Here is a 22,566-nt window from a genome sequence, read left to right as displayed (position 1 = left end):
AAATTAAAACGGGCAGCCGGTACGGTGTTCCCAGTCGTATTCCGCCTGGGCGTAAGCAACTGCCGAAATGAAATCGTTGTACGCCTCGCCAGCTTTATCGCTGCGAAGTCCTTCGTATGGACTGGAGTCAATCGGGACCGTGAAGTGGAAGAGGCCGGACGGCTCTTTTGGCATCATGTTGATAATTTGCTGCGCCCGGTCGTCGATCCACTTCTCTTTCTCGTCGGTGAGCTGCTGCTCAACCCACCGCCGATCTTCGATGCGGTCGTAAGTGAGGTATGCGTTCATGGTTGCCTCAATATTTGATGTGCGCGTCCTGCACTTTGCCGCCAGCGAGCGCCAGCATTGCTTTCTGCGCGAATTCTTCTGGGATGCCCTGATCTATAAGGTCGGCGATGACGCGACGGTTGACGGTGCGACGGTGCTCTTTGTCTGCGGTGCGGCGCGCTTCTTCTTCCGCTTTACGCTGCTCTTCAGCCAGACGAGCGGCTTCTGCCTCTTCCAGGCGGCGGCGCTCGGCGGCAACGGCTTCTTCTTTTTCACGTCGTGCACGCTCTTCCGCTTCCTTCTTCTCACGTGCTGCACGCTGCTCCGTTTCAATGCGCTGGCGCTCCGCAGCTTCAGCACGCGCTTTCTCTTCAGCTTCACGGCGCGCTGCGGCTTCAATCTCTGCTTTGTGCATCGCTTCGGCATCGCGGCGAGCTTGTTCTGCCGCTTCGCGCTTAATGCGTTCTTCGTGATCACGCTGAGCCTGTTCCGCCAGGCGGCGCTGCTCTTCGCGTTCACGGTCGAAATCCTTGTTCATCAGCAGAGCCATTTCGTGGTCTGCTTCGAACTGAATCGCGCGCTGCAAATCGATGTTCTCGTTCATCACTAGCGCTTCAGCGTGCAGCGCGTTCATGGCTTCTTCAGCCTTGATACGCTCCTGCTCGGCTTCCCATTCGGTGAGTGGTTTGCGCACTTCATCTTTCAGCGCGTCCAGGCGCTCACGCACAATGCGGCGGCTTTCGTCGATCTGCTTCGGCAGGGCTTTAAGCTCTGCAACCAGATCCTTGCCGGCGTTGTCGATGTAGGTTTTGGAACGGGCAACCTTATGCGCCATGGATGCGATAACGTCGCGGCCTTTACGGGTCGACACATCCGGCACCAGGCTGCGAGCTTCTTTCTCGATCGCCTCAATAATCGGGTCGAGCTGCTCTTTGGTGGTGAATACCGCCATTGCGTTCTGTTTCTCAATGACGACTAAGTCCGTTACTTCGCTCATTGTTTCTCCTGAAATTTGGATGTGCAGATCCCGCCCGCGTAATGCCAGGACGATCGGTTGAATAGTGTGGTTACTGCTGCGCGATGGATTTCGCCGGGAACTCGCCGTTGCGGAGGATGCTTTCTACCGGCCAGCATTCTGCTGTTACTTTCTGCTCTGTTGCTGCCTGGCTGCATTCCTGCTGGCTGTCGTAAACGTCGAGAATGACGTCCTGGTAATCACCGTTGGTCATTGCCACAGTCAGGACGAGTGCGAATAAAGTTTCCATCAGTGAAGAGTCCTCCCGATGGCGACGGCGTAAAGACGCTTTGCTTCTTCCCACGCCGGAGCATTGCGATGGAGTACCGCGAACGACGCGAGCCGTTGGGCCTCTCTGATCTGCTGCTGGTTTACCATGATTTCCTCTTGGCCTTATCGCGGCGAACGGAACGGTTAATACAAGACTTCAACGCATTTTTCTGTGTTTCAATGGGCGGTGGATGGCCGCCGGTTGTCATAACTAAGCCGCCTCGGTGAAGCGACTGAGGTATGAAAAAAGCCGCTGGTTAGGCGGCTTGATATCTGCGAATGAAAAGGACCGGGCATCGCGTAATTCCGTCTACCTTTTCCCATTTCAAAAGTGGAAGGCGAAAAACCTCAAACGTAACCTTTCCAACATAATCGTTCTGAAAATCCTTTATTCCCACAGCCCATACCTTTTCGAATCTGCGCTCGATGCAAAAAGCTGACGACCAACCGAATTTTGAGCCTGCACTAATAGCTTCTTTTTTGGTACGAAACGTGGGAATTATGGAAACAACCTCATCAACCTTAATGCTAAGGCGATGATTTTCCTTGAAACTTATGTAGGTAGATGCCATCGCCTTACCCTCTGTCGTTACCCGCTGATGCGGGAGAAATGCTTTGGTGGTGAGTTGCCGGCATTACGACTGCCACTATGTGGGAGTATCCGGCCGCCTTCGCGTCATCCTAAAACTCACCCCAAAACATTCCTTATATTGGTCAGCGCCAACTCCCTGCCAGTGTTGCCCGTTCTCACGCCGTTCTCGCTCTCGCGCGGGGATACTCTCTCACCGACCGGATCGCACCCGGTGATACAGCACGTTTACGTGTAGGGGTCTTAACAGGTCATTGACGCTGTAAATCTGCATGTTGTTAAAAAGCAGGCGACTTGCTGTCCGCCGCTGGCTAACTTCGCTCAGCTGTCGATGTTTCGTTTCGATGGATTGAATATACAAAACGTATTCTTGCCATGCAATACGAAATGTATACTTAAAGGGTGGGTTTGTGATAACAAATTGTATTGTAAGGTGATTTATTTTTGTGCTTTGGTGCTAGTAACCAAAAACGAAGGAGCGAGGATTCATCCTGCACTCACGTATTTATGAGGTGGAGGTTAAATTGGAGCTGGAAATGGGAAGTGAAGGGCGGTACTGCGCCACCGCCAGAAGGTGGTGGCGTGGGGCTTTACTGAATGGCGGGGTGTTTAGTTTGTTGGTGGCTGGCAATAGGCGGTAGATACAAGATTGTACTGATTATTTTCAATTTTTACCTGGTTTCGCCCAAAATCTCCAGCCGCAGAGCTTGTCATTACCGGCTGCTTAGAAGGCTTGATTGTCACAACTTTGTTTTTTTCAATGTATACGAACCTTGCGCCAATTTTGCTGAGGTGTGTTTTCCCAGAAACTACACCGCAGACAGCTTTTCCACTTTCTGATTCAACAACTTTTACGTCACTAAAGGTGAGGCCGTTTGCAACTGCAAAGGTGTTATCACAAGTGGCTATGGCTAAGGGTTTCTTAGACTCATCAGCAGCAGCTACCCTCATAAAATCTGCGCACTTGTTTGTAGCATCACGGGACTTCAGGTTAGCAATAACGGCGGTTTTTGCGTTATCAACCAAAGCCTGGTCCTGAGCATAAAGAGATGTCGAGCAAAGCAGTAGCGATAACAAAATTGAGTTTTTCATAAGCATCCTTACTGTTTACGTTTAAATAAGTCTTAGCTTTGTTTCCACAGCTACGCCAATGATCCTGCAGTTTCCGTTAATAGGCACCAATGGCCATTGAGGATTTAGGCCCTTCAAATATTTTTGGCCGCCATCGATAACTAACTTTTTGAAAGTTGCTTCGTTCGATTCAGACAGCTTAGCAATTACCAGGCTACCATTGACTGCGTCTCTTCCGGTGTCGAAAAGTACATAGGTTCCTTCAGGAATACTCAACCCAGTAGGAGCAGTCATTGACTCACCCTCAACGAGCAACCAGAACGCGTCACCCTGGATGTGAGCATTTGACTCAAGCCAGAGATCTATATCTTTTAGGGTGTAGGGCTCAACCGCTTCGCACCATGAACCAGCCTGAACGCTACTGATTACTGGGTATTTTTTCCCAGGAATATAGGAACCAGCGTACTCAACATCACCCTTAAGTGTGTCATCAATGATCAAGCCGCCTGCTCCTACGGAAAAGTTCTTTTTGCCAAGGAACTGCAATATTTTTGCGATCTCGGAAAGGCTTGGCTCACGTCGAGCGTTCAGCCAATGACTTACCGCACCTTTAGTAATGCCGAGGTGCTCCGCCAGCTGTTCCTGATTGATGCCCTGACTTTTCATCAGGGTCTTAGCTAAGTCGTACCATTTCATAGTCATACCCGAATGATACAAGTTGTATATATTTGCGCGAGCCACAATTCGTATATTTTACTTGCGAACAAAGAATACAAAACGTATATTTAAGTTGTTTAAAGGAGACCCGACATGAACAACATCCGAAAAATCCGCAGAAACATCGGCTTGACTCAGCGCCAGATGGCGGAAGAGCTGAACCTGACGACAGGCGCGGTATGCCATTACGAAAAGAATAAACGCAGCTTAAGCCTGGAGCAGTGCCGGGCGATTGTTGCGGCTCTGAATAAGCATGGCGCCTCTGTTAGCGTCGATGACGTTTTTCCACCAATCAACAGCAACGCCGCCTAACCGGCGGCCCTAACCACGAAAGGGAAAGCAATGCATTCACTTGCGTATCAACACAATACCGGAATACACCCGGGAGCGATGATAAACCGCGCTCAACCTAAGGCGGCGCCAGACCATGAAAAGATCCGCGATGCGGTCCGGGCATGGTCGTCGGCGCTGGACAATCAGGACGTGGTGTCAGCGCTGATCATCAACGAATACCGGGAGCAGGGCGGGACCGCCATAAGCTTCCCGGAAGACATCAGCCGGGCGCGCCAGAAACTGTTTCGCTTCCTGGATAACCGTTTCGACTCCGAACAGTACCGCGAGAACGTGCGCCAGCTGACGCCCGCAATCATGGCCGTTCTGCCTCTGGAGTACCGCCATCGACTTCTTCCTGAGGACAGTTTCATGTCCCGCTTAGCTCGACTTGAGAAGGAAACGAGCGAGGCGAAAGTGGCCGTTGCGATGAACGCCCCGCGTCACCAGAAGCTCAAGGAACTCAGTGAGGGGATTGTAGAGATGTTCCGTGTCGACCCGGACCTGACCGCGCCGCTGATGGCTATGGTCACTTCGATGCTGGGGGTCATGTGAGAACTACAGAAATGGCGAAAGCCGGTCTGCGCAAACAGAACCGACTTTCTGGTGCAACAAACGTCAGTCAATTGCGAGGTCATTATGACAAACGCTAATCCAAAACGCCAGGCGCAGGAGGTTTAACTGTGTCGAACGTCGCTTACGCAAATTTCGCGGCGCACTCAGCCGCAAGGAGCAACAGGATGGAGAACCAGAAGTCTGGTTACGTCCCGTTGTACCGGAGCATCAAGAAGAAGTCCTGGGCTAAGGATGTATTCCTGCGCGCGCTGTGGGAGAACCTGCTCATTGACGCAGCCAGACAGCCATACACGGCATTCTTCAAGGGCAAGCAATGGCCTCTGCAACCCGGTCAACTGGTCGTCACTGCTGCAGATCTTGGCCTTCAGTTGTGTGACCGTCAGGGCAACCCGACAAGCCGCGACGCAGTGGAGAGAATGCTGTCAGTTTTCGTCCGCGAAGGGATGATTTCCATCGAGGGAGAGAAGCGAAAAGGCAGGGTGATCACCATCACAAATTACGTCGAGTATGCTCAAAAAATGGACGATTTGCCCGCACATAAAGCCGCATATGCAGGCGCACATGAAGAAGCCAGTAACGGCGCGGGTTCAGGTGGGTATGCCGCACATAAGGCCGCACAATTCCCCGCACATCATGAACAAGAAGGTAATAACAAGAATATAAATAACTCTACGTCCGAGAATTCTGGCGAATCCTCTGACGCACGTCTGAAGAAATTTTTATCAGCTCATCCTGACGCTGAGGTCTACACGCCATCCGGTGCGAAGTGGGGATCGGCTGAAGACCTAAAAACCGCCCAGTGGATTTCCACCAGGGTGAAGCTGATTAACCCAACCTGCAAAGCCCCGGACATGACCTCCTGGTCTAACACCGTTCGCCTGATGCGCCAGATAGACAACCGGTCGCACCAGGACATCTGCGCGCTGTACGACTGGGCCAGCAAACACCACTTCTGGCAGACCAACATCCTGAGCCCGGAAAGCCTACGCAAGCAGTGGGACAAGCTGACGATGCAACGCAACGCTGGTGGTGAGCAACGCGCCGCTAAGCAAGGCCTCGACTTCAACAACACTGACTGGATCTATGGGGTGATGCCATGAAATCTCTTGCAGAGCAGTTACGTAATCACGACCGCGAGCAGATGAGCCGCATAGCCCACAACTTGCCTGAACAGTACGAAGAGCGCCCACGGCTTGAGCAACTGGCACTGATATTCAACAACCTGTTCAACGAGCTGCGTGTTGCATTCCCGGCGAGCATGGCAAACTTCCGCACCCAGGGTGACGTGAACGAATTCCGACGTCAGTGGCTCATGGCGTTCCAGGAGAACGGTATTTACTCCATGGACCAGGTTGAGGCCGGCATGCGTGTGGCGCGTAGCCAGGAGCGACCATTCCTGCCATCGCCGGGCCAGTTCGTCGCATGGTGCAAACAGAGTGGCGGCGCGCTGGGCATCACCGTTGAGCAGGTGATTGCCGAATACTGGGACTGGCGTAACCGTTCGTTCGAATTCACTTCCAGCGAGCAATTCCCCTGGTCGCAGCCGGTCATGTACCACATCTGCGTGGAACTTCGTCACCGCAGCACAGAGCGCCAGTTAACGCATGGAGAGCTGGCGCGCGAGGCGAGTGATCTGCTGGACATGTGGGAGAAGCGCGTCATCGCAGGTAAGCCAGTTCCGCCGGTGCGCCGGGCGATTGCAGCACCGGTTGCCGAACACGGACCTACGCCGATCCAACTGCTCCAGGCGAAGTACAACCGCAACAAGTCGAACGGGATGGTGTGACATGACCATAACAATCCGTGAGCAGGTGCTGGCAGCACTGCGAAATAACCCGGGACTGAACAACGCCAAGCTGGCAGCGCTTATCGGCATGGACACCAAAAAGATATCCGGGACGGTGAGCACGCTGCTGGCCGATGGGCTGATCAGCTGCGAAGGCAAGTACGGCCAGCGCCTGTACAGCCTGACCAGCTACGGCATGCGCTTCGCCCCTGACACGATACCGGGCATGAAGCAGGGCAAGTCGAAGTTAATTCAGCGGACAGGTACAAACGTGATCTGCCAGGAGTGCCGCAACAGCGCGGCGATGAGAAGGGTATTGATGGTTTGGGGGAGGGTAGGGGTATGAGAATTAAAAATTTGGTCGAAATGATAAAGCACAACGGTCTTCTGGCTTCAATGGCTCAGCTTGAAAAGCTCTATCAGGTTGCGATCGAGAACGAGCAGAAGCTTTCCGAATTTGAAGCCAGATGCGCGGCGCTGGCTGCGGAGAATGCGGGGCTGAAGGCAGCAATTGAGACCCATAAGCATGGTTTCGTCCGTTGTAATTGCTGTGGCGATGAACTTATGTGCCATACCGACGATGTTTGTCGCGCACTGGATGACACCCCGGCCACCGACGCTTTCCTGGCTGAAGTGAGGGCTCAGGGTGTGGAGATGCTAAACACTCAATTCAAGAAGTGTACTGGAATGCTGTATGCAGATAGCGTCGTATCTACTGCCGAACACTTCGCCGCCCAGCTTCGCAAAGGAGTGCAGTCATGAGCATGAAAACTGATATCAATGAACTCCCGCCTAACATTAGCTGTGGCGTCCGCCGGCGCTGGCACGCTCAACGTGGGCAACGAAATGGTCGTGGCGGGAGATATCAGCGCCTGCCGTCACGACAGAATTTAAGAAAATGGATTGCAAAGCGCTTGATTGCAGAAGTTTTAGCGGAGGCCGCCCAATGAGCAACATCGACAAACGCGCTCTTAGGGCTTCGGCGCGGTCTGCCAGCGCAGGTGAATGGATTAATGAAACTAGTGATGGTTGGGGAGCAATTTGCAGTTCAGATGATCAGGCGAACGGCGGTTTCATCATTGCTCATTTTGTGGGGCCAGATGGTCAAGCTAACCGTGAATTCGTTAAGGCTGCAAACCCCGCCGCCGTGCTGACACTGCTGGATGAGCTGGAAGCTAAAGACAAGCAGATTGCAGATTTGAAAGAGGCATTCAGCATTGGATTGTCTGCTGCTGGCATCGACGTCCCCGCAGCAGCCAGTAAAGGAGAGTGAGCATGGCTAAATTTACAGACGTACACGACCTGTTAACTGCTTATCAAAAACAGGCCCGAAAAGTACCGCCTAAGGGAGTTTACGCATCAAAGCAGCGACAACAGGAAGTCCAGGCGGCGCACACGAGAAAGGTAATGCGCCAGCGTAAGCGCTCTGTTGGGAAGTCTAACAAACTGGGATTTCGTCGCCGGGCAGAAACTACCGCGGCGCTGATTTGCGAAATGAATTTTTGGGCGCTGGTGTGCCGTTCAAACCGTAAGAATTCCATCCAGGGTGAGGACTAACCCATGAGCACTATTACCAAAGAACGCGCACAACAAATTTTCCTCGGCAACGGTCCTGAGCCAACCGCATCAGAAGAAAGGGAGCTGGCGCGTATCGCGCTGGCATCGCTCCAAGCGGAGGCTGTGCATCAGGTGTTAACCAGCGACGCCTGGGTTGACCTGAGTAAAGGGGCGATGGAGTCGCAGGGGCGAGTTGGCGCTACTGTTCGCACTCTCTACACCGCCCCTCCAGCGACGGTATCTGTGCCTGACCGCTCTATGTTTGAAAAATGGTGGGAATCTGAGCACGGCTCGCCTCTCGATAGCTGGGATTCATTACGGACGACTGACGGTTATTGTGATGATGGGATTGATGGTCAGTTCGAAGCCTGGAACGCCTGCCGCGCCGCCATGCTTCAGGGTGCCGACAACGAGCAACAGCGCAAAGCCAAAATCCACGATGCACTCTGCGAAAAGTACAACGTCGAGTCACTTGCTGATTTTGTCGACTGGCAAAGGAATCACATTGCTGAACTTGAAGCTGCACCTCCGGCTCCGGTAGGTGAAGGCGAGACCGCAATAATGCCGGATTATCCAGGGTACGCACTGACGCAGCGTGAGTGCTTCCAGGCTGGCAAGAAGGCTGGGCTGGCTGAGGCTGGCAACTCTCCGGTGATTCCGGATGGCTGGGTGCTAGTGCCGGTTGAGCCGTCAGAAGACATGATCATCCATGGTTTCGAGTCTGAACCAGATGAAAGCTTTAGTGATGACAAGGAGTGGGAAGCATACGAAGCCATGAGTGGATGTCAGCAAGCGGCGCACAGGGCGAAGTTGTGCTGGGCGGCTATGATTGCGGCAGCACCGAAGTTAAAACATGATCTCACTTGAGTATTTTTATTTCTAGTCTCGGTATTATAGGGTGTTTTCTCATTTAGAGAACACCCTCAATTTATATAAAAATCAAAGGAATAAACACAATTATGCCACAGCAGAGATCGACCTCGTTGAGGACTATTCCTCTCGATTTAGAGGTCAAACAAGAAGCGGTAATTAATGGTATTGAGATGGGGGTTCTTGATAACGGAATTCCATATCTCACACAGAGCGGGCTTGCCAACGTCTGTGGCGTTCAGCGATTAAGGATTAAAGAAATCACTGACGAGTGGGCGCAGTCAGTCGAGCATGGTGTTTTCCGAAAAGGCAGGATGACATTTATTGGTACATACCTTCTGAATGAAGGATTTACTGATGAAAAGTTATACATTCCGATCATTCGCAATGGTGTTGAATACCATGCTTATCCAGATGTCGTCTGCATGGCAATCTTGGAATACTATGCATTCGAGGCCAAGCAGGCTGAAAGTGAAACTGCTGTAAGATCATATCGTGAACTGGCGAAAAAAGGCCTTAAAGCATTCATCTATGAGGCTCTAAAATATCAACCTGAGGATCCATGGCGCCATTATCACGACAGGGTTTCGCTCCTTAAAGATAAAGGCTCAATCCCAGACGGCTACTTCATCATCTTTAATGAAATTGCAGGTATGATGGTCGATCTCATCAACGCTGGCTTGGCTATAAATCAACACACGGTTCCTGATGGAAGCGTCGGAAGTTGCTGGGCTCGCCATTGGAACAGCCAAGAGTTGGGGCGTGAATTTGGCGAACGTGTAGATTGCGAGCATTATTACCCAGAGGATTTCCTCCAGGCTCGGTCTAATCCACAAATAATTAATGCTTATCCTGACGGGGCCCTATCCGAATTTCGTCGATGGTTCAAACATCAGTATCTTACAACTAAATTCCCCCCATATATTCTTAAAAAGTCAAATGTACTCCCTGGGGGAAGAGAGGACGCCACTCGCTTGATCGAGGCGTTCAAGGTGGCAGGCATTGAAGGTAAATAACTACATGGCAGGAGAGTAATAATGCAGGATTACATCGTTTTTGGGCACGGATATGACGGTGAAGTTAGGCAGTTTGATAACGACCTTGAGTTTGTCCGCGTTGTATCAAAACCAGTAATGATGAAGGCAGGTGACGCCATTCCGCCGGGTGCTAATCTCCAATTTTTCAATCTTCCGGTTAGCGTGATTCAGTGCGACCAGCACTATTACAACGTAGCGTCAGATAGACAGGTTTCTGAAGACGAGCTAAGGCTAGCAATCATGCAGGAAAATCCTTTACCTGTCCCTCGTTGAGTTATTTGATTTTCCATAATCAACCCGCCATAATCATGTCATCGGAGCCTGAACAACTCCGGTGACTTCTTCGCATTTAAGGGGACTTAAATGCGACCACAATCTGAACTCCTCACCATGTCACAGATGCTTATCGGCACCTGCGATTTTCTGCATTCTGCGTTACCTCTTGGAGGTGGCGTATGAAACAGCACTACTGCATCGTTAACGACACCGTTAAAGACAACCTCATAGCATTCATTCGCACACTGCCGGTAAACCCGCGCGCGCCGATGGTAGTCGAGGCCCGGGAAGAGACCCGCACAGACAAGCAAAACCGCCTGATGTGGCCACTGTTAAAAGATCTCTCAGTTCAGGTTATCTGGCACGGCGAAAAGCTTGAACCGAAAGAATGGAAAGACCTCATCACTGTTCTGGTCAGCCAGATGCAGAATCCGGAAAGCGAGCAGAAATCCGCACCGGGCATTAATGGCGGCCGTGTTTATTTCGGTGTCAGCACATCAAAATCCAGTAAGCGCTACATGGTTGACGTCATCGAGGCAATTTACTGGTTTGGTACTGACCACGGCGTGAAGTTCTCCGAAGCATCCAATAGGCGCATCGCCTGGGCGCAAGAGTGGAGGGCTTCCCGTGGGTAGTCCTCTCGCACGCGTCATCACCAATGAAATCTTCCGCGTTCCGGCGCGCCGCAAGCGTAAGCCCGCGGTTAAGCCGTCCGACATCCCGACTTTCAAGGACTACACCGCCCGCCTGGTCGATGAGAAATGGCTGCGTCTCGCGGCGAGGAGGAAACATGCGTAGCACCTACCGCAATAAAAAATGGCTAGCTGCAGTCGGCCAAATTGAGCAATGCGTCCTGTGCGGAGCATGGGGCGTGCAGGTGGCACACCGCAACGAGGGAAAGGGTATCGGAATTAAAACAGACGACTGCGCCACCGCTGCTATCTGCGTCACCTGTCATTCAGAGATCGATAACGGAAAGGGTTTGAGCCGTGACGAACGTCGCCAGTTAATGGACCGCGCCATTGTACTGACCGTTATCCAGATTGCCCGTCGTGGCCTGGTGGTGCCTGCATGAATATTTACGATATCACGCCGGTCAGTAAGCCCCGCATGACGCAACGAGATCGCTGGCATAAGAGACCTGCGACGGCGGCATATTGGGCTTTCAAAGCCGAAGTACGCCTGCTAGGGATCTGTCTGCCTGAGTCCGGTTATCACGTCACCTTCATCATCCCCATGCCAAAAAGTTGGAGCCAGAAGAAGCGCGCGCAACTTAACGGCCAGGCTCATCAGCAGAAACCGGATAAAGACAACCTGGAAAAGGCGCTCCTCGATGCCATTTTCGACGACGACAGCCGCGTCTGGGATGGCAGGGTGACAAAACTTTGGGGAGAGAAGGGACAGATCATTATTGGGGAGTGCGCGCCGTGACCAGAGACGAGATAACCCGGTATCAGGCAGAAAGCGTTAAGCGAGCCAGCATGCCGCCAGTAGCAAAGCACAGCCAGACAAAAACCAACCAGCCACAGAAGGAAGCCGCATGAACAGTCAGCAACTGGAATACGTACGTCAGCAGCTCATTGTGGCGACCGCAGATCTGAGCGGGGCGACGAAAGGGCAGCTGGTAGCTTTCGCAGAGAACGCGCAATTTACCGCGACGGCCCGCAGTCGGGGGAGGAAGAAAATCACCGACCCGGTCACCGGCCGTAAAGTTAACCCTGATGGCCCTGCGATGAGCGGCAGCCAGTCACGCGCTAAGGGGTCATCTATCGCTCTTGTCAGCCCGGTAGAGTTCGGTACCGCATCATGGCGGCGCGCGGTCCTGTCGCTGGATGACCACCAGAAAGCCTGGCTTCTGTGGAACTACAGCGAGAATATCCGCTTCGAGCACCAGGTGGCGATTACCCAGTGGGCATGGGCAGAGTTCCAGGGGCAACTCGGCGCGAAGAAGGTGGCCGGCAAGACGATGGAACGCCTGAAGAAACTGATATGGCTGGCAGCGCAGGACGTTAAAGCGGAGCTGGCGGGTCGTGAGACATACGAATACCAGAAAATGGCGGAATTGGTAGGCGTAACGCCAAAGAACTGGTCTGAGACATTTACGGACCGCTGGGTGCAGATGCGTCGCATCTTTCTGCGCCTGGACAGCGGAGCTTTGTTGCAGGTTACGCGATCACGTTCACAACAAAAGGCGACAAATTTCGACAGAAGTCTTGCAAAACTGGATTGAAACGCATATATTTCATGTAAATCTGATATCGTCGCCATAGCTTCGTAGGTCGACAAAGAATTAACAGCCTCGCCATCGTGCGGGGCTTTTTTAATTAAGGCACGATGAAGGATTTCTAACGCCCCTCAGTTCAAAGCAGCTTTATACTCATCTCGTTAGATTGAGGAGATGAGTATGGAAGAAGGTTACTACTGGATTCAGCACAACGGCAAGATTCAGGTTGCTTACTACAACAATGGTGTAACCGAGGATCTTGAAACTGGCCAGACTATAACTGGCGTGTGGCATCTGACGCAGGGGGACGCCCTCTGCGACAACGGAGTAGCAGAAGTTCTCTCTGGCCCACTTTCTCCACCAATTAGTTAAGAAGATTTATCGCACGTTATTGCACTGTATTTATTGCAGTTCATCCTTTTCGTACTACTCTTCAAAATATCCGGTGGAATGGATATGGAAGTGCTTTGTACTTAGTGCTTTTCACTAACAGCGTGCATGCTGTTAGTCTCAGATTGCCTACTCTATGAGTAGGTTTTTTTTTGTTCATACATAAAGCATTGACCACAGGAATGGATGGCGCGTAAATTATTTCTGTGGTGAATCCTTTCTAAGCGAAAGGGCGTTCCAGTCAACTGCTATCTGCAGGTATGCGCGCGTCTTTGCTGACTGGGGTAGAGTCACCGGGAGGCACCCGGCACCATGACAACAACAATACAAGTTTCAAATTCCTTGAGAGCCTGCCATAAAAAGCAGGCCTTTTTTTATGGTTTTGTAATCTGCTGCTACGCTTTGAGTTGTGGGTTGTGCCTACCTCTCTGGTGGTTCTCCTGAGCCTATAGTGAATCAGCCGATACAGTTTCACACCTGAGCATAGGTCTCACTCACACCTACCTTACAAATAGTCAACTCATTAGCCCGCCATTAAAAGCGGGCTTTTTTTATTCCAGGCCCCGGGAATCATCATCGACACGCCTATTTGTTAAATCGTCCCGAGGGCCTGACCCCTTTTAAACACACAGCACCCGCTAACTACGCGAGGTGAGAGCATGTATCGCATGGAAAAAATAACCACTGGTGCTGCCTATGGCGCTTCAGCCGGGAGCATCCTAAACGGCATGCTTAATGCCTACAGCCCCGAGCAGTGGAACGCTATCGGCGTGCTGGTGGGTATCATCATTGCCGTACTGACGTATCTGACAAATCTCTATTTCAAGATCCGCGAAGACAACCGCCGCAGCAGGAGCCGAGATGAACCCGACACTCAGGAATAAGCTGGTGGGTGCCATTGTTGGCGGATCCGGAGCCATCACCATTGCTGCAGTAATGCTGGGTAATGCGGATGGACTGGAAGGGCGGCGCTATTACGCCTATCAGGATGTGGTCGGCGTCTGGACCGTTTGCGATGGGCACACCGGTGCCGACATTCGCCGCGGCCATCGCTACACCGACAAAGAGTGTGACAACCTGCTGAAGGCAGATCTGCGAAAGGTGGCAAATGCCATCGACCCGCTGATCAAGGTTCGCATCCCTGAGCCTACCCGCGCTGCTCTTTACTCCTTTACCTATAACGTTGGCTCCGGTGCTTTCGCCAGCTCGACGCTGTTGAAAAAGCTTAACTCCGGTGATGTTCCGGGAGCCTGCAAAGAACTGCAGCGCTGGACATATGCCGGTGGCAAGCAGTGGAAGGGTCTGATCACCCGACGCGAAATTGAGCGTGAAGTTTGCGAGTGGGGCCAGAAATGAGCCGATTAACAGCAATCATCTGCGCTGTCGTTATCTGCCTGCTGGTTTCCATGGCCTGGGCCATTAACCACTACCGCGACAACGCCAACACTTACAAAGATCAGCGCGACAAAGCCACCAAGAATCTTCGCCTGGCGAACGCCACCATCAAAGACATGCAGACCCGCCAGCGTGATGTCGCTGCTCTGGATGCCAAATACACTAGAGAACTGGCTGATGCGAAAGAAACCATTGAACGTCTGCATAGCGATGTCATTGCTGGCCGTAAGCGGCTGCAGCTCAACGCAAACTGTCCCGCGAACGGAACGACCGGCCCCGGCGGCATGGGCGATGCTTCCGCCCCCCGACTTACTGACTCCGCTGAACGGGATTATTTCACCCTTAGAGAGCGAATCGTCACCGTGACGAAACAGATTGGCTATTTGCAGGATTATGTGAAGGAGCAGTGCTTAAAATAACACACTTGTTGAACCTCGTTATTGTATGATAAATAAGATATTTAACACAAAAATCATGATGAGGGGGTTTGGATGGCGTATTTCAGGATAAAAGCCGCAGGGAACAATAATTCAACATTGAACCATGTGCTAAGTAAAGTAGGCACCTTTGTATCTCAGAAGCAGAATCAAGATGTGTTGTTCTTGGTCTCGCAAATTAACGTTGCCAAAAATGATGACAGGATTGAGCAAGTTCTCGGCGAAACTATATTCAAACAGTTGGTAAAGAAAAGGGAATCTTTTTCTTTTAGTAGCGGCGTCAATTTCGAGCTTCAAATTTATGACTATTTGAAAAATAGCAATCATCGTGCCTTTGGCCGAACTGTAGTTGTTTTAAATCCCACCACTCAAGATCTGGATGCTATTGTACAGAATACTAATTCAACGATTGATTGGATAGCTGTAGAAATGACACTGGATGGAGAACTCGATAGCTGGGTGCAAGCAAACCAGGCTACCGATATTTGAGTCTCTAATTTTTCAGGCCGCCTTCGGGCGGTTTTTTATTGCCATCACCATGGGTAGTCTCATCGCAATGGCAATATGACAACAACCGGATAAAGAGGCTCTCAATGTCCGACATCTACCAAATCACGCTAACCACCCAAACAGGCGAAACCTTCACGGGCAAGATGTCACGACGTCAGCCTGAGCTGGTTAACGGCTTTGTGCCGCTGTCGACGGAAACGGGCGAGTGGCTGTATTTCGCTCCGACCGATGTGAAGCGTGTGCAGTTCAGTCCCTTGGAAGAGAGCATTGAAGAAAAGGGCGAATGATCGCCCTATGCATTAACCGCGGGCCTCTCGGCCTTCTTCATCCTCAGGAACGCGGTATCGCCAGTATTTTTCAGGTTTGACCCAAACGACATCATCCCCGCTATCAACTCTAAATTTATTGATGACTCTGGTTGATAGCGCTTGGTTGCCATCCGCATTTTCTTTGAGATGCTGCTCGTTATTTTGTTTAACGAGGTAATCGACAACATCTTGCTGATAAAGGCAACCATCTTTTGCTAGGGTTGACATCATCCAAGATGAAACATCATCTAAAGACAGCGCCAATGTGCTTGGGTTTATGGCTTTGGGTTATTTGATGTCAGGGATTCTTCAGGGAATACTCCGTGATCGAGTTTTTTCCCAGAGAACCATTGGCACTTGTATTCACCCGTGTAATACCAGCCTTTTGCAGATGTAAAGTCCTTAATCTGCTCGGCAACGGACATGCTTGGACCACCGCTAACCAAGTAAACGATATCGCCAACTTTAAATTTGAGCTTATTAGCACTATTAGACATACAACATCCTTATAAAAAAGAGAAAACCATGGCACTCACAGACAAACAAGAAATGTTCTGTCGCGAGTACCTCATCGATTTAAACGCCACGCAAGCGGCTATTCGGGCGGGGTACAGCGCAAAGACAGCTAACCGCACCGCGTCCGAAAACCTGTCAAAACCTGACATCCAGTCCAGAATTGCCGAACTTAAAGCGCAACGCAATGATCTGGTTGGCATAAATGCGACATACGTCCTGAATCGTCTCGTTGAGATTGATCAGATGGACGTGCTCGACATCCTGACCTCCACCGGAGAGCTGAAGCCGGTGTCTCAGTGGCCGAAGGTCTGGAGGACGACGTTGTCCGGGCTGGATGTGGTTGAGATGTCAGCCGAGGGAAATACCGCGGCGCTACTCAAGAAAGTTAAGTGGCCTGACAAGGTGAAGAACCTCGAGCTGATTGGTAAGCACATCGACGTTCAGGCATTCCGTGAGCAGTTGAAAACCGAGCACGTTGTCGATTCAATCTCTGACCTGATGGATTCACTGTCTCAGGGGGCGTAATGAAACCTGAGCACCTCAAGCTGCTGTCCGATAAAGACTGGCGGCTGAACAATCTGTACTGGATCACCGACAAAGAGGGAAAACCGACGCGGTTCAGGATGACGCCTGAGCAGCGGGAATACTTCGAGGGGATCCACACCCGCAACATCATCCTGAAAGCTCGGCAACTTGGCTTCACCACTGAGGTGTGCATCATCCAACTCGACGCAGCCCTTTTTGAGTCAGCGAAGTGCGCCCTGATTGCCCACACGCTGAATGACGCAAAGCGCCTGTTCCGCGAAAAGGTGAAGTACGCATACGACAAGCTTCCAGCAGAGATAAAGGCGGCCAACCCGGCGAGCAACGATTCGTCTGGTGAGCTCGTCTTTAAGAAGGGCGGATCGCTCTACGTCAGCACGTCGTTTCGTGGCGGTACGCTGCGCTACCTGCATGTTTCAGAGTTCGGAAAGATATGCGCCAAGTATCCAGACAAAGCCCGTGAAATCGTCACTGGTGCGTTTGAGGCGGTATCGACCGGATGCTTCGCTACTATCGAGAGCACGGCAGAGGGGCGGGCGGGTTACTTTTTCGATTACTGCCAAACGGCAGAGAAAGCATTGCTGCAGGGAAAGCCCTTATCCGCGCTGGACTGGAAGTTTTTCTTCTTCTCCTGGTGGAAGAATCCACAGTACGCAATCGACCCGGTTGAATCGCTGCCGGTGCGCCTGCTTGAGTACTTCGCTGAAATGGAGGCGAAGCACGGCGTAGTCGTCAACGAACGCCAGAAAGCCTGGTATTACGCCAAAGAGAAAACCCTCGGCGATGACATGAAGCGCGAATACCCGACCATTCCGGCCGAGGCATTCCAGCAGTCGGTCGAGGGCGCGTACTATGCCAAGCAGTTCCGCTGGTTGTACACCAACAAGCGGATCGGCCAAATCCCGGATAACTCACACCTGCCGGTGCACACGTTCTGGGATATCGGTGTGGGTGACTCCACGGCGATATGGTTCGTTCGTGAGGTCGGCGAAGAGTTCCACATCATCGACTACTACGAAAACTCCGGCGAGGGGCTGAGGCACTACATGAAGGTGCTGAAAGACCGCGGCTATGAGTACGGCGAGCACTGGGGTCCGCACGACATCGAAAACCGCGAGTTTGCTGCTGATGCGAAGTCACGCAAAGAGCTGGCGCGCGAGGGTTACGAGATTGACGGCCAGATGTATTCGATAAACTTCCGCGTTGTGCCGAAAGCCGGCATCGATACCGGCATTGAGTCGGCACGTGAAATCCTCCCGCGCTGTGTATTTGACGAGGAAAAATGCTCAGAGGGTATATCCCACCTTGAGGGATACCGGAAAGAGTGGGACGACAAGCGCGGATGCTGGAAAGACAAACCTCTCCATGACGCCACCTCACACGGTGCTGACAGCTTCCGTTACTTCGCTGTGACGAAGAACAACCGTAAGCAGGTCGGCACAGTATTCTTCTAAGGAGCATCGCCAGTGAGCGAACAAGATAACGGCCTTAAACTGGCTGTGAACAACCTCGCCACTGAAATGAGGCGAGCAAATTACCTGAATGCCATCGGCATCGGTGGCGGCAACACGAAGCGACCGACGCTTTACCAGGAATTTGGCTACCCGCGCACAATCACCTTCAACGACTTCTACAACATGTATCGCCGCAACGCCGCTGGCTTCGCTGTGGTCCATCGTCTGCTGGAAGGTTGCTGGCAGGATTACCCGGTCATTGTTGACGGTGATGAAGCGCAGGAGGCTGAGAAAACAAACGCCTGGGAAAAGAAAGTCACCAAGTTCATGAAGAAGCTGTGGCCGAAGGTGAAGGATGCCGATCGCCGCAATATGGTGGGGCGTTACTCTGCCCTGATACTGCAGATTAAGGACAGTAAGCCATGGAGTGACCCAGTAGATATCAAACTGGTAAAAAATCTTGGTGAGGCTGCCCTGGTGAAGCTTATCCCTGTATGGGAGCCGCAGTTAACTGTCGCCGAATGGGATAACGACCGACTCTCACCGACTTTCGCTCAACCACTGATGTTCAACTTCAACGAGCAACCTGTAGGAGACGAGTCATTCGTCGGCCCGCTGCGCGGCGAACCGGTACACCCGAGCCGCGTTATCCTGTTCTGCGAAGGTTCTGAAGACGACAACGTGCTTTCCGGCATCCCGCTGCTGGAAGCTGGCTACAACAAGGGCCTCGACCTTGAGAAAGTATCTGGTGGTGGCGCCGAGGGTTTCCTGAAGAACGCCAGTCGTCAGATCGCCGTCGAGTTCAGTAAAGAAACCGACATGGCCACGTTGGCTGACCAGGCCAAAAAGGCTGGCTATGCCGATCTCGGTGAAGCGATGGGAGACAAGGTCAACAAGCTGAACCGCGGCACCGACGCGGCTGCAGTTATGCAGGCCGGGCAGATGCACGTTCTAAGCGTTACACCTGGCGACCCGGGGCCAACTTGGGAAGTCACCGCGAACGAACTGGCCGCCTCCGTACAAATCCCGTTCACCATCCTGTTCGGTCAGCAGACCGGGCGACTGGCGAGCGACGAGGACAAAACGGACTGGGCTATCCGTCGAAACACACGGCGTAATGGCTTCCTTACGGACCGGATCACCGCGCTGCTGGAGCGCTTCTGGACGCTTGGGATTATCGACCCGCCGACCAAAGGCGAGGTCACCATTTCGTGGAGCGACCTGCTGGCGCCAGGCGAGAAAGAGAAGATCGAGAACGCTTCGAAACTCGCCGACATCGTGCAGAAAACCACTGGCTTCTATGGCGGTGAGCCGCCGATTACAGCCAATGAGCTGCGCGAAGTTGTTGGGCTTGACCCACTGCCAGAGCCAAAAGAACCACCGAAACCGGATGAGAAGGTGACTACCGATGATCCACTGGCCGATGACACCAGAACAGACGGCAAAGGTGGGGCTGCCGATAGTTCCGCGCAGCAAGGTTGACCCGACCCGATCGGCAAAGCAGGTAACAGCGATGTACCGGGATATCGAAGAGCGGTATCTCGGCATCAAGCGCGCGCTGAAAGCTCTGTTTGACCAGCGCCTGACCGGTAGAGAGCGAGAGGTAAACAGTCATAACTGGCACTTCCTGTGCCACGACCACGGCGCGGATATGCGGCTCTACCAGGTCAACGCCGGAAAGTTTATCTACGACATGTCAGCTCAGGAACTGGCTGACCTGCTTGAAGCTGTGCAGTCGATTCTCGACGATTACCTTCTGGATGGCGGCGAGCAAAACCTCTGGGCGATGGATTACGTCGTCGCAGAAGCGCAGCGTGGCACGCTGGGGGCATTCAACAACCTCTCGCAGCAGTCGCAGGTGTACGCCAGCCAGACGACGCTGCAGCTGCTTTTAAGCAGCCCCGGGCACCTTAATCAGGTGGCATCGGCCAGGCTGACAACGTTCAGTGACTGGAAGGTGATCAGCGACACCGCCCGCGGCGATCTGACCAATATCATCACCGATGCGGTAGCGCGCGGCGTGAATCCTCGCGAGACTGCCAGCGTAATCAGTAAGCGCCTCGATGTGTCGATGTCGAAGGCCAAGACCATCGCTCAGACTGAGCAGGTCGGCGCGCTGCGGCAGGCGCAATGGAACGAAACGGACTGGGCTGCTGACCGTCTGGGGCTAAATACCGGCCTGCTGTGGCTGTCAGCGCTCAAGCCGACGACGCGCACCTGGCACGCCAGCCGTCACGGCAAGGTCTACACCACCGATGAGGTGCGCGACTTCTACGCTGAGAACGGCAACCGTTACAACTGCTACTGCAGCCAGATTCCGGTGCTGCTCAACGACGATGGTAGCATTTTCAATGAAGGCTTGGCGGCTAAGTTGGCAAAAGAGAGGAAAGCTTGGAAATCCCACTCGGAGTGATATCATCATGTAAATGATAAAGTTGCTTAAAGGTGAGCAATGAGCAGTGTAACTCCGGCGGAAGTCGGTTCATTCTTTTTATCTCTGGTTGTTCCAATCACCACTGGGGTTGTGGCTGCAGGATTTACTGCATTTTTCGCTCTGAATCGGTTTTACAAAGAAAAATGGTGGGAGAAGAAACATGCTGCATACAATCAATTAATTGATAAATTATTTGAAATCAAAGCAATTTATTCTCACGCCTCAGATTTTTACGAGGCAGAATACAATGCTGGAATGTATGATAGGCCGCCGCCTAAAGGGTCTGTTGATTGGAATACATTCCATCAAATAAAAGCGCAGCTCCATCGGTTTTATGTGCTTGCACCAATCTCTCTAAGCAATAATACAAGGGATCTGCTCAATAATTTTTTTAAGCAGGACGCTGATTCCGATCAAAGCGTTTACGAAGAGGGGTACCCAGATTTTGTGGCATACAATGATATGACGATTGCGACTCAGAAACTTATTGATGCCATTGTCTTGGACGCTGAAAAAGAACTTAAATTTAAATAACCTCAGAACTCCTGAAGGTCGCCACGGCGGCCTTTTTTATTGCCTGAAATCCACCAACGAGGACCCAGCATGAAACGCAACCGCGTTAACGTGCTGACCGTCGTCAACTCCGCTTCAAACATCACCACTGAAATCATCGACGGCAAGCCACATATCGTGGTTCGCGGCATCACGCCTGTCGTGGACGATATCGTGATGAACCGGAAGTTGTACCCGGCAGCAGAAATCGAAAAGGCCTACAACACGCTCGAGCGTAACCCGATGCCGCTGGGCCACCCGAAAGTGGACGGCAAGCATGTGTCGGCGCGTGATGTCAGGGCGGTGAATGAGTACCACGTCGGGGCCTGGCTACAGAACGTCAGCCACAAAGACGGCAAGGTGACGGGCGACATGTACGTTAACCGTCAGTACGCCGAGTCAAGCGACAAGGGCAAGCGCCTGATTAACCGTCTGGATGAGATGCTGGCCGGCACCAACTCCGACCCGATCCACATCTCTACCGGCCTGCTGTATTCCGGTATCGCCGCCAACGGCGAGTCGAAGGGCAAAAAGTACAACGAAATCGCCACCAACATGATGTTTGACCATGTGGCGGTACTGCTTGATGAGCCTGGCGCCGGAACGCCGGAAGAGGGCGTGGGCATCTTCGTTAACTCGGAAGGTGATGAGCAACAGATCGAAGTTGCCCGCCTGGCTGATGGTATCGACTGTACCCGCGACGGCCTGCTCAACAAAACCAAATTCTTCTTCACCAATGCCTCCAACTTCTCTTTCGACGACATCTCCCGCGCCATCAGCGACAAGCTGCGCGAGGGTGACGCCGAAGATAAGTGGCTTTGGCCTGAAACGGTGTGGCCGGACAGCTTCATCTACCGCAATGACACCAAATACCTGAAGCAGAAGTACCTCATCGATGATGACGGCAAGGCCGTGTTCGTCGGCGAACCTGTAGAAGTCGTGCGCAAACCCACTGAGTACGAGATTAAAACCAACGGAGAGAACGATCCGATGAAAGAACTGATTATCAATGCGCTGCAAGCCGCTGGTAAGCCGACTGAAGGCAAGTCCGACACCGAGCTGATGGACGCATACAACCAGATGAAGGCCGAAGAAGCCACCGCCAAGAAAAAAGGCGATGAAGAAATCGACCCGGAAACCGGCAAGCCAAAGAAAAAAGAGCAGGCCACCAATAACGAAGAGATGCCAGCGTGGGCGCAGAAACTTGCCGATCGTGTGGACGTCGTTTTCAACAGCCTGAACGCGAACGCCGACAAAGAGAAAGGCGAAAAGCGCGCGGCTGTGAAGCTGGCGATGAACATGAGCGATGAAGAAGTCGCGGATCTGGACGGTAAGGCGCTCGACGCCATGTACGCCAAGTGCCAGACATCTTTCGGCCTGAACGGTGCATTCCGCAACCAGGCTACCAACACCCAATCAGTCAGCGAAATGCCGGAGTAAAA

At 52.4% G+C, this 22,566-nt stretch carries 37 protein-coding genes; 29 read left to right on the top strand and 8 right to left on the bottom strand.

Annotation, left to right across the window (positions count from 1 at the left end):
- Positions 1 to 3: 3 nt before the first annotated feature.
- The 6 genes from gamL to AB8818_RS04910 all read right to left on the bottom strand — a co-directional run bounded on the left by gamL (position 4) and on the right by AB8818_RS04910 (position 3,914).
- Positions 4 to 288, bottom strand: a complete 285-nt coding sequence (gene gamL / locus AB8818_RS04935; protein ID WP_371199809.1) for a host nuclease inhibitor GamL — start codon at positions 286 to 288, stop codon at positions 4 to 6.
- Positions 289 to 295: 7 nt separating this feature from the next.
- The gene (locus AB8818_RS04930; protein ID WP_371199808.1) at positions 296 to 1,264 is read right to left on the bottom strand and encodes a hypothetical protein; all 969 of its coding nucleotides are present in this window, start codon (positions 1,262 to 1,264) and stop codon (positions 296 to 298) included.
- 70 nt (positions 1,265 to 1,334) lie between these two features.
- Complete coding sequence (locus AB8818_RS04925; RefSeq protein ID WP_371199807.1) at positions 1,335 to 1,532, bottom strand: DUF1482 family protein; 198 nt, start codon at positions 1,530 to 1,532, stop codon at positions 1,335 to 1,337.
- A gap of 277 nt (positions 1,533 to 1,809) precedes the next feature.
- Positions 1,810 to 2,124, bottom strand: a complete 315-nt coding sequence (locus AB8818_RS04920) for a hypothetical protein (protein WP_371199806.1) — start codon at positions 2,122 to 2,124, stop codon at positions 1,810 to 1,812.
- Positions 2,125 to 2,750: 626 nt separating this feature from the next.
- A complete protein-coding gene (locus tag AB8818_RS04915; protein ID WP_371199805.1) occupies positions 2,751 to 3,233 on the bottom strand; it encodes a hypothetical protein in 483 nt (160 codons plus the stop codon).
- A gap of 21 nt (positions 3,234 to 3,254) precedes the next feature.
- A complete protein-coding gene (locus AB8818_RS04910) occupies positions 3,255 to 3,914 on the bottom strand; it encodes a LexA family protein (protein ID WP_371199804.1) in 660 nt (219 codons plus the stop codon).
- 108 nt (positions 3,915 to 4,022) lie between these two features.
- Here AB8818_RS04910 and AB8818_RS04905 point away from each other — a divergent pair, with 108 nt between their 5' ends.
- The 23 genes from AB8818_RS04905 to AB8818_RS04795 all read left to right on the top strand — a co-directional run bounded on the left by AB8818_RS04905 (position 4,023) and on the right by AB8818_RS04795 (position 15,604).
- Positions 4,023 to 4,241 (top strand): helix-turn-helix transcriptional regulator, encoded by a 219-nt coding sequence (locus tag AB8818_RS04905; protein WP_044865824.1) that lies wholly within the window; start codon positions 4,023 to 4,025, stop codon positions 4,239 to 4,241.
- Positions 4,242 to 4,271: 30 nt separating this feature from the next.
- Positions 4,272 to 4,814 (top strand): toxin YdaT domain-containing protein, encoded by a 543-nt coding sequence (locus AB8818_RS04900; RefSeq protein WP_032648667.1) that lies wholly within the window; start codon positions 4,272 to 4,274, stop codon positions 4,812 to 4,814.
- A gap of 185 nt (positions 4,815 to 4,999) precedes the next feature.
- The gene (locus AB8818_RS04895; RefSeq protein ID WP_371199803.1) at positions 5,000 to 5,935 is read left to right on the top strand and encodes a replication protein; all 936 of its coding nucleotides are present in this window, start codon (positions 5,000 to 5,002) and stop codon (positions 5,933 to 5,935) included.
- Complete coding sequence (locus AB8818_RS04890; RefSeq protein ID WP_336222889.1) at positions 5,932 to 6,621, top strand: replication protein P; 690 nt, start codon at positions 5,932 to 5,934, stop codon at positions 6,619 to 6,621. Before AB8818_RS04895 ends, AB8818_RS04890 begins: the two co-directional genes overlap by 4 nt.
- Before the next feature lies 1 nt (position 6,622).
- A complete protein-coding gene (locus AB8818_RS04885; protein WP_371199802.1) occupies positions 6,623 to 6,967 on the top strand; it encodes a winged helix-turn-helix transcriptional regulator in 345 nt (114 codons plus the stop codon).
- Entirely contained in the window at positions 6,964 to 7,383 is a 420-nt protein-coding gene (locus AB8818_RS04880; RefSeq protein WP_253542501.1) for a hypothetical protein, read from the top strand. The genes AB8818_RS04885 and AB8818_RS04880 overlap by 4 nt, the downstream gene beginning before the upstream one ends.
- Positions 7,384 to 7,567: 184 nt before the next feature.
- A complete protein-coding gene (locus tag AB8818_RS04875; RefSeq protein ID WP_371199801.1) occupies positions 7,568 to 7,894 on the top strand; it encodes an ead/Ea22-like family protein in 327 nt (108 codons plus the stop codon).
- 2 nt (positions 7,895 to 7,896) lie between these two features.
- Positions 7,897 to 8,178 (top strand): hypothetical protein, encoded by a 282-nt coding sequence (locus tag AB8818_RS04870; RefSeq protein WP_191608370.1) that lies wholly within the window; start codon positions 7,897 to 7,899, stop codon positions 8,176 to 8,178.
- A gap of 3 nt (positions 8,179 to 8,181) precedes the next feature.
- Entirely contained in the window at positions 8,182 to 9,045 is an 864-nt protein-coding gene (locus tag AB8818_RS04865) for a hypothetical protein (RefSeq protein WP_371199800.1), read from the top strand.
- 92 nt (positions 9,046 to 9,137) lie between these two features.
- Positions 9,138 to 10,064, top strand: coding sequence for a hypothetical protein (locus AB8818_RS04860; RefSeq protein WP_371199799.1), 927 nt, complete (start codon positions 9,138 to 9,140; stop codon positions 10,062 to 10,064).
- Between the two features lie 21 nt (positions 10,065 to 10,085).
- A complete protein-coding gene (locus AB8818_RS04855) occupies positions 10,086 to 10,358 on the top strand; it encodes a hypothetical protein (protein WP_371199798.1) in 273 nt (90 codons plus the stop codon).
- A gap of 182 nt (positions 10,359 to 10,540) precedes the next feature.
- A complete protein-coding gene (locus AB8818_RS04850) occupies positions 10,541 to 10,996 on the top strand; it encodes a recombination protein NinB (protein ID WP_371199797.1) in 456 nt (151 codons plus the stop codon).
- Positions 10,989 to 11,159, top strand: coding sequence for a NinE family protein (locus AB8818_RS04845; protein WP_371199796.1), 171 nt, complete (start codon positions 10,989 to 10,991; stop codon positions 11,157 to 11,159). The genes AB8818_RS04850 and AB8818_RS04845 overlap by 8 nt, the downstream gene beginning before the upstream one ends.
- The gene (locus AB8818_RS04840; protein WP_371199795.1) at positions 11,152 to 11,436 is read left to right on the top strand and encodes a hypothetical protein; all 285 of its coding nucleotides are present in this window, start codon (positions 11,152 to 11,154) and stop codon (positions 11,434 to 11,436) included. Before AB8818_RS04845 ends, AB8818_RS04840 begins: the two co-directional genes overlap by 8 nt.
- Positions 11,433 to 11,792: a RusA family crossover junction endodeoxyribonuclease gene (locus AB8818_RS04835; RefSeq protein WP_371199794.1), complete on the top strand. Its 360-nt coding sequence runs from the start codon at positions 11,433 to 11,435 to the stop codon at positions 11,790 to 11,792. Before AB8818_RS04840 ends, AB8818_RS04835 begins: the two co-directional genes overlap by 4 nt.
- Positions 11,789 to 11,905, top strand: coding sequence for a hypothetical protein (locus AB8818_RS04830; RefSeq protein ID WP_112778584.1), 117 nt, complete (start codon positions 11,789 to 11,791; stop codon positions 11,903 to 11,905). The genes AB8818_RS04835 and AB8818_RS04830 overlap by 4 nt, the downstream gene beginning before the upstream one ends.
- A complete protein-coding gene (locus AB8818_RS04825; RefSeq protein WP_371199793.1) occupies positions 11,902 to 12,591 on the top strand; it encodes a bacteriophage antitermination protein Q in 690 nt (229 codons plus the stop codon). The genes AB8818_RS04830 and AB8818_RS04825 overlap by 4 nt, the downstream gene beginning before the upstream one ends.
- Before the next feature lie 174 nt (positions 12,592 to 12,765).
- Positions 12,766 to 12,957 carry a hypothetical protein gene (locus AB8818_RS04820; protein ID WP_047364816.1) on the top strand — a complete coding sequence of 64 codons (192 nt, stop codon included), beginning with the start codon at positions 12,766 to 12,768 and terminating at the stop codon, positions 12,955 to 12,957.
- A 677-nt stretch (positions 12,958 to 13,634) separates the two neighbouring features.
- Positions 13,635 to 13,859 (top strand): class II holin family protein, encoded by a 225-nt coding sequence (locus AB8818_RS04815; protein ID WP_001752682.1) that lies wholly within the window; start codon positions 13,635 to 13,637, stop codon positions 13,857 to 13,859.
- Positions 13,837 to 14,331, top strand: a complete 495-nt coding sequence (locus AB8818_RS04810; RefSeq protein ID WP_047364818.1) for a lysozyme — start codon at positions 13,837 to 13,839, stop codon at positions 14,329 to 14,331. The genes AB8818_RS04815 and AB8818_RS04810 overlap by 23 nt, the downstream gene beginning before the upstream one ends.
- Positions 14,328 to 14,789 (top strand): lysis protein, encoded by a 462-nt coding sequence (locus AB8818_RS04805; RefSeq protein WP_371199792.1) that lies wholly within the window; start codon positions 14,328 to 14,330, stop codon positions 14,787 to 14,789. Before AB8818_RS04810 ends, AB8818_RS04805 begins: the two co-directional genes overlap by 4 nt.
- Before the next feature lie 72 nt (positions 14,790 to 14,861).
- On the top strand, positions 14,862 to 15,296 hold the full coding sequence (locus tag AB8818_RS04800; RefSeq protein WP_371199791.1) for a hypothetical protein: 435 nt from the start codon (positions 14,862 to 14,864) through the stop codon (positions 15,294 to 15,296).
- Positions 15,297 to 15,400: 104 nt separating this feature from the next.
- Positions 15,401 to 15,604: a hypothetical protein gene (locus AB8818_RS04795; protein WP_371199790.1), complete on the top strand. Its 204-nt coding sequence runs from the start codon at positions 15,401 to 15,403 to the stop codon at positions 15,602 to 15,604.
- Between the two features lie 12 nt (positions 15,605 to 15,616).
- Here the strand turns inward: AB8818_RS04795 and AB8818_RS04790 are convergent, their stop codons facing one another.
- Together AB8818_RS04790 and AB8818_RS04785 are read right to left on the bottom strand one after the other, a co-directional pair.
- Complete coding sequence (locus AB8818_RS04790; RefSeq protein WP_371199832.1) at positions 15,617 to 15,883, bottom strand: ATP-dependent RNA helicase HrpA; 267 nt, start codon at positions 15,881 to 15,883, stop codon at positions 15,617 to 15,619.
- Between the two features lie 17 nt (positions 15,884 to 15,900).
- Positions 15,901 to 16,122, bottom strand: coding sequence for a YodC family protein (locus tag AB8818_RS04785; RefSeq protein ID WP_065304113.1), 222 nt, complete (start codon positions 16,120 to 16,122; stop codon positions 15,901 to 15,903).
- Positions 16,123 to 16,150: 28 nt separating this feature from the next.
- Between AB8818_RS04785 and AB8818_RS04780 the strand changes: the two genes are divergently transcribed.
- From AB8818_RS04780 to AB8818_RS04755, 6 genes are all read left to right on the top strand, one after another.
- Positions 16,151 to 16,666: a terminase small subunit gene (locus AB8818_RS04780; protein WP_192985163.1), complete on the top strand. Its 516-nt coding sequence runs from the start codon at positions 16,151 to 16,153 to the stop codon at positions 16,664 to 16,666.
- Complete coding sequence (locus AB8818_RS04775) at positions 16,666 to 18,138, top strand: terminase (RefSeq protein WP_192985165.1); 1,473 nt, start codon at positions 16,666 to 16,668, stop codon at positions 18,136 to 18,138. Before AB8818_RS04780 ends, AB8818_RS04775 begins: the two co-directional genes overlap by 1 nt.
- 12 nt (positions 18,139 to 18,150) lie before the next feature.
- Complete coding sequence (locus AB8818_RS04770; protein ID WP_192985167.1) at positions 18,151 to 19,620, top strand: anti-CBASS protein Acb1 family protein; 1,470 nt, start codon at positions 18,151 to 18,153, stop codon at positions 19,618 to 19,620.
- A complete protein-coding gene (locus AB8818_RS04765) occupies positions 19,547 to 20,551 on the top strand; it encodes a phage minor head protein (protein WP_192985169.1) in 1,005 nt (334 codons plus the stop codon). Before AB8818_RS04770 ends, AB8818_RS04765 begins: the two co-directional genes overlap by 74 nt.
- 39 nt (positions 20,552 to 20,590) lie before the next feature.
- Positions 20,591 to 21,106: a hypothetical protein gene (locus AB8818_RS04760; RefSeq protein ID WP_080899546.1), complete on the top strand. Its 516-nt coding sequence runs from the start codon at positions 20,591 to 20,593 to the stop codon at positions 21,104 to 21,106.
- A gap of 69 nt (positions 21,107 to 21,175) precedes the next feature.
- Positions 21,176 to 22,564 (top strand): DUF2213 domain-containing protein, encoded by a 1,389-nt coding sequence (locus AB8818_RS04755; protein WP_192985171.1) that lies wholly within the window; start codon positions 21,176 to 21,178, stop codon positions 22,562 to 22,564.
- Positions 22,565 to 22,566 lie beyond the last annotated feature (2 nt).

Origin of the sequence: Enterobacter sp. KB-280D8 (assembly GCF_041399405.1) — a bacterium.
GTDB lineage: Bacteria > Pseudomonadota > Gammaproteobacteria > Enterobacterales > Enterobacteriaceae > Enterobacter > Enterobacter cloacae_N.
The sequence above is the reverse complement of the archived record's forward strand: the minus strand, read 5'-3'. Positions and strand labels throughout refer to the sequence as shown.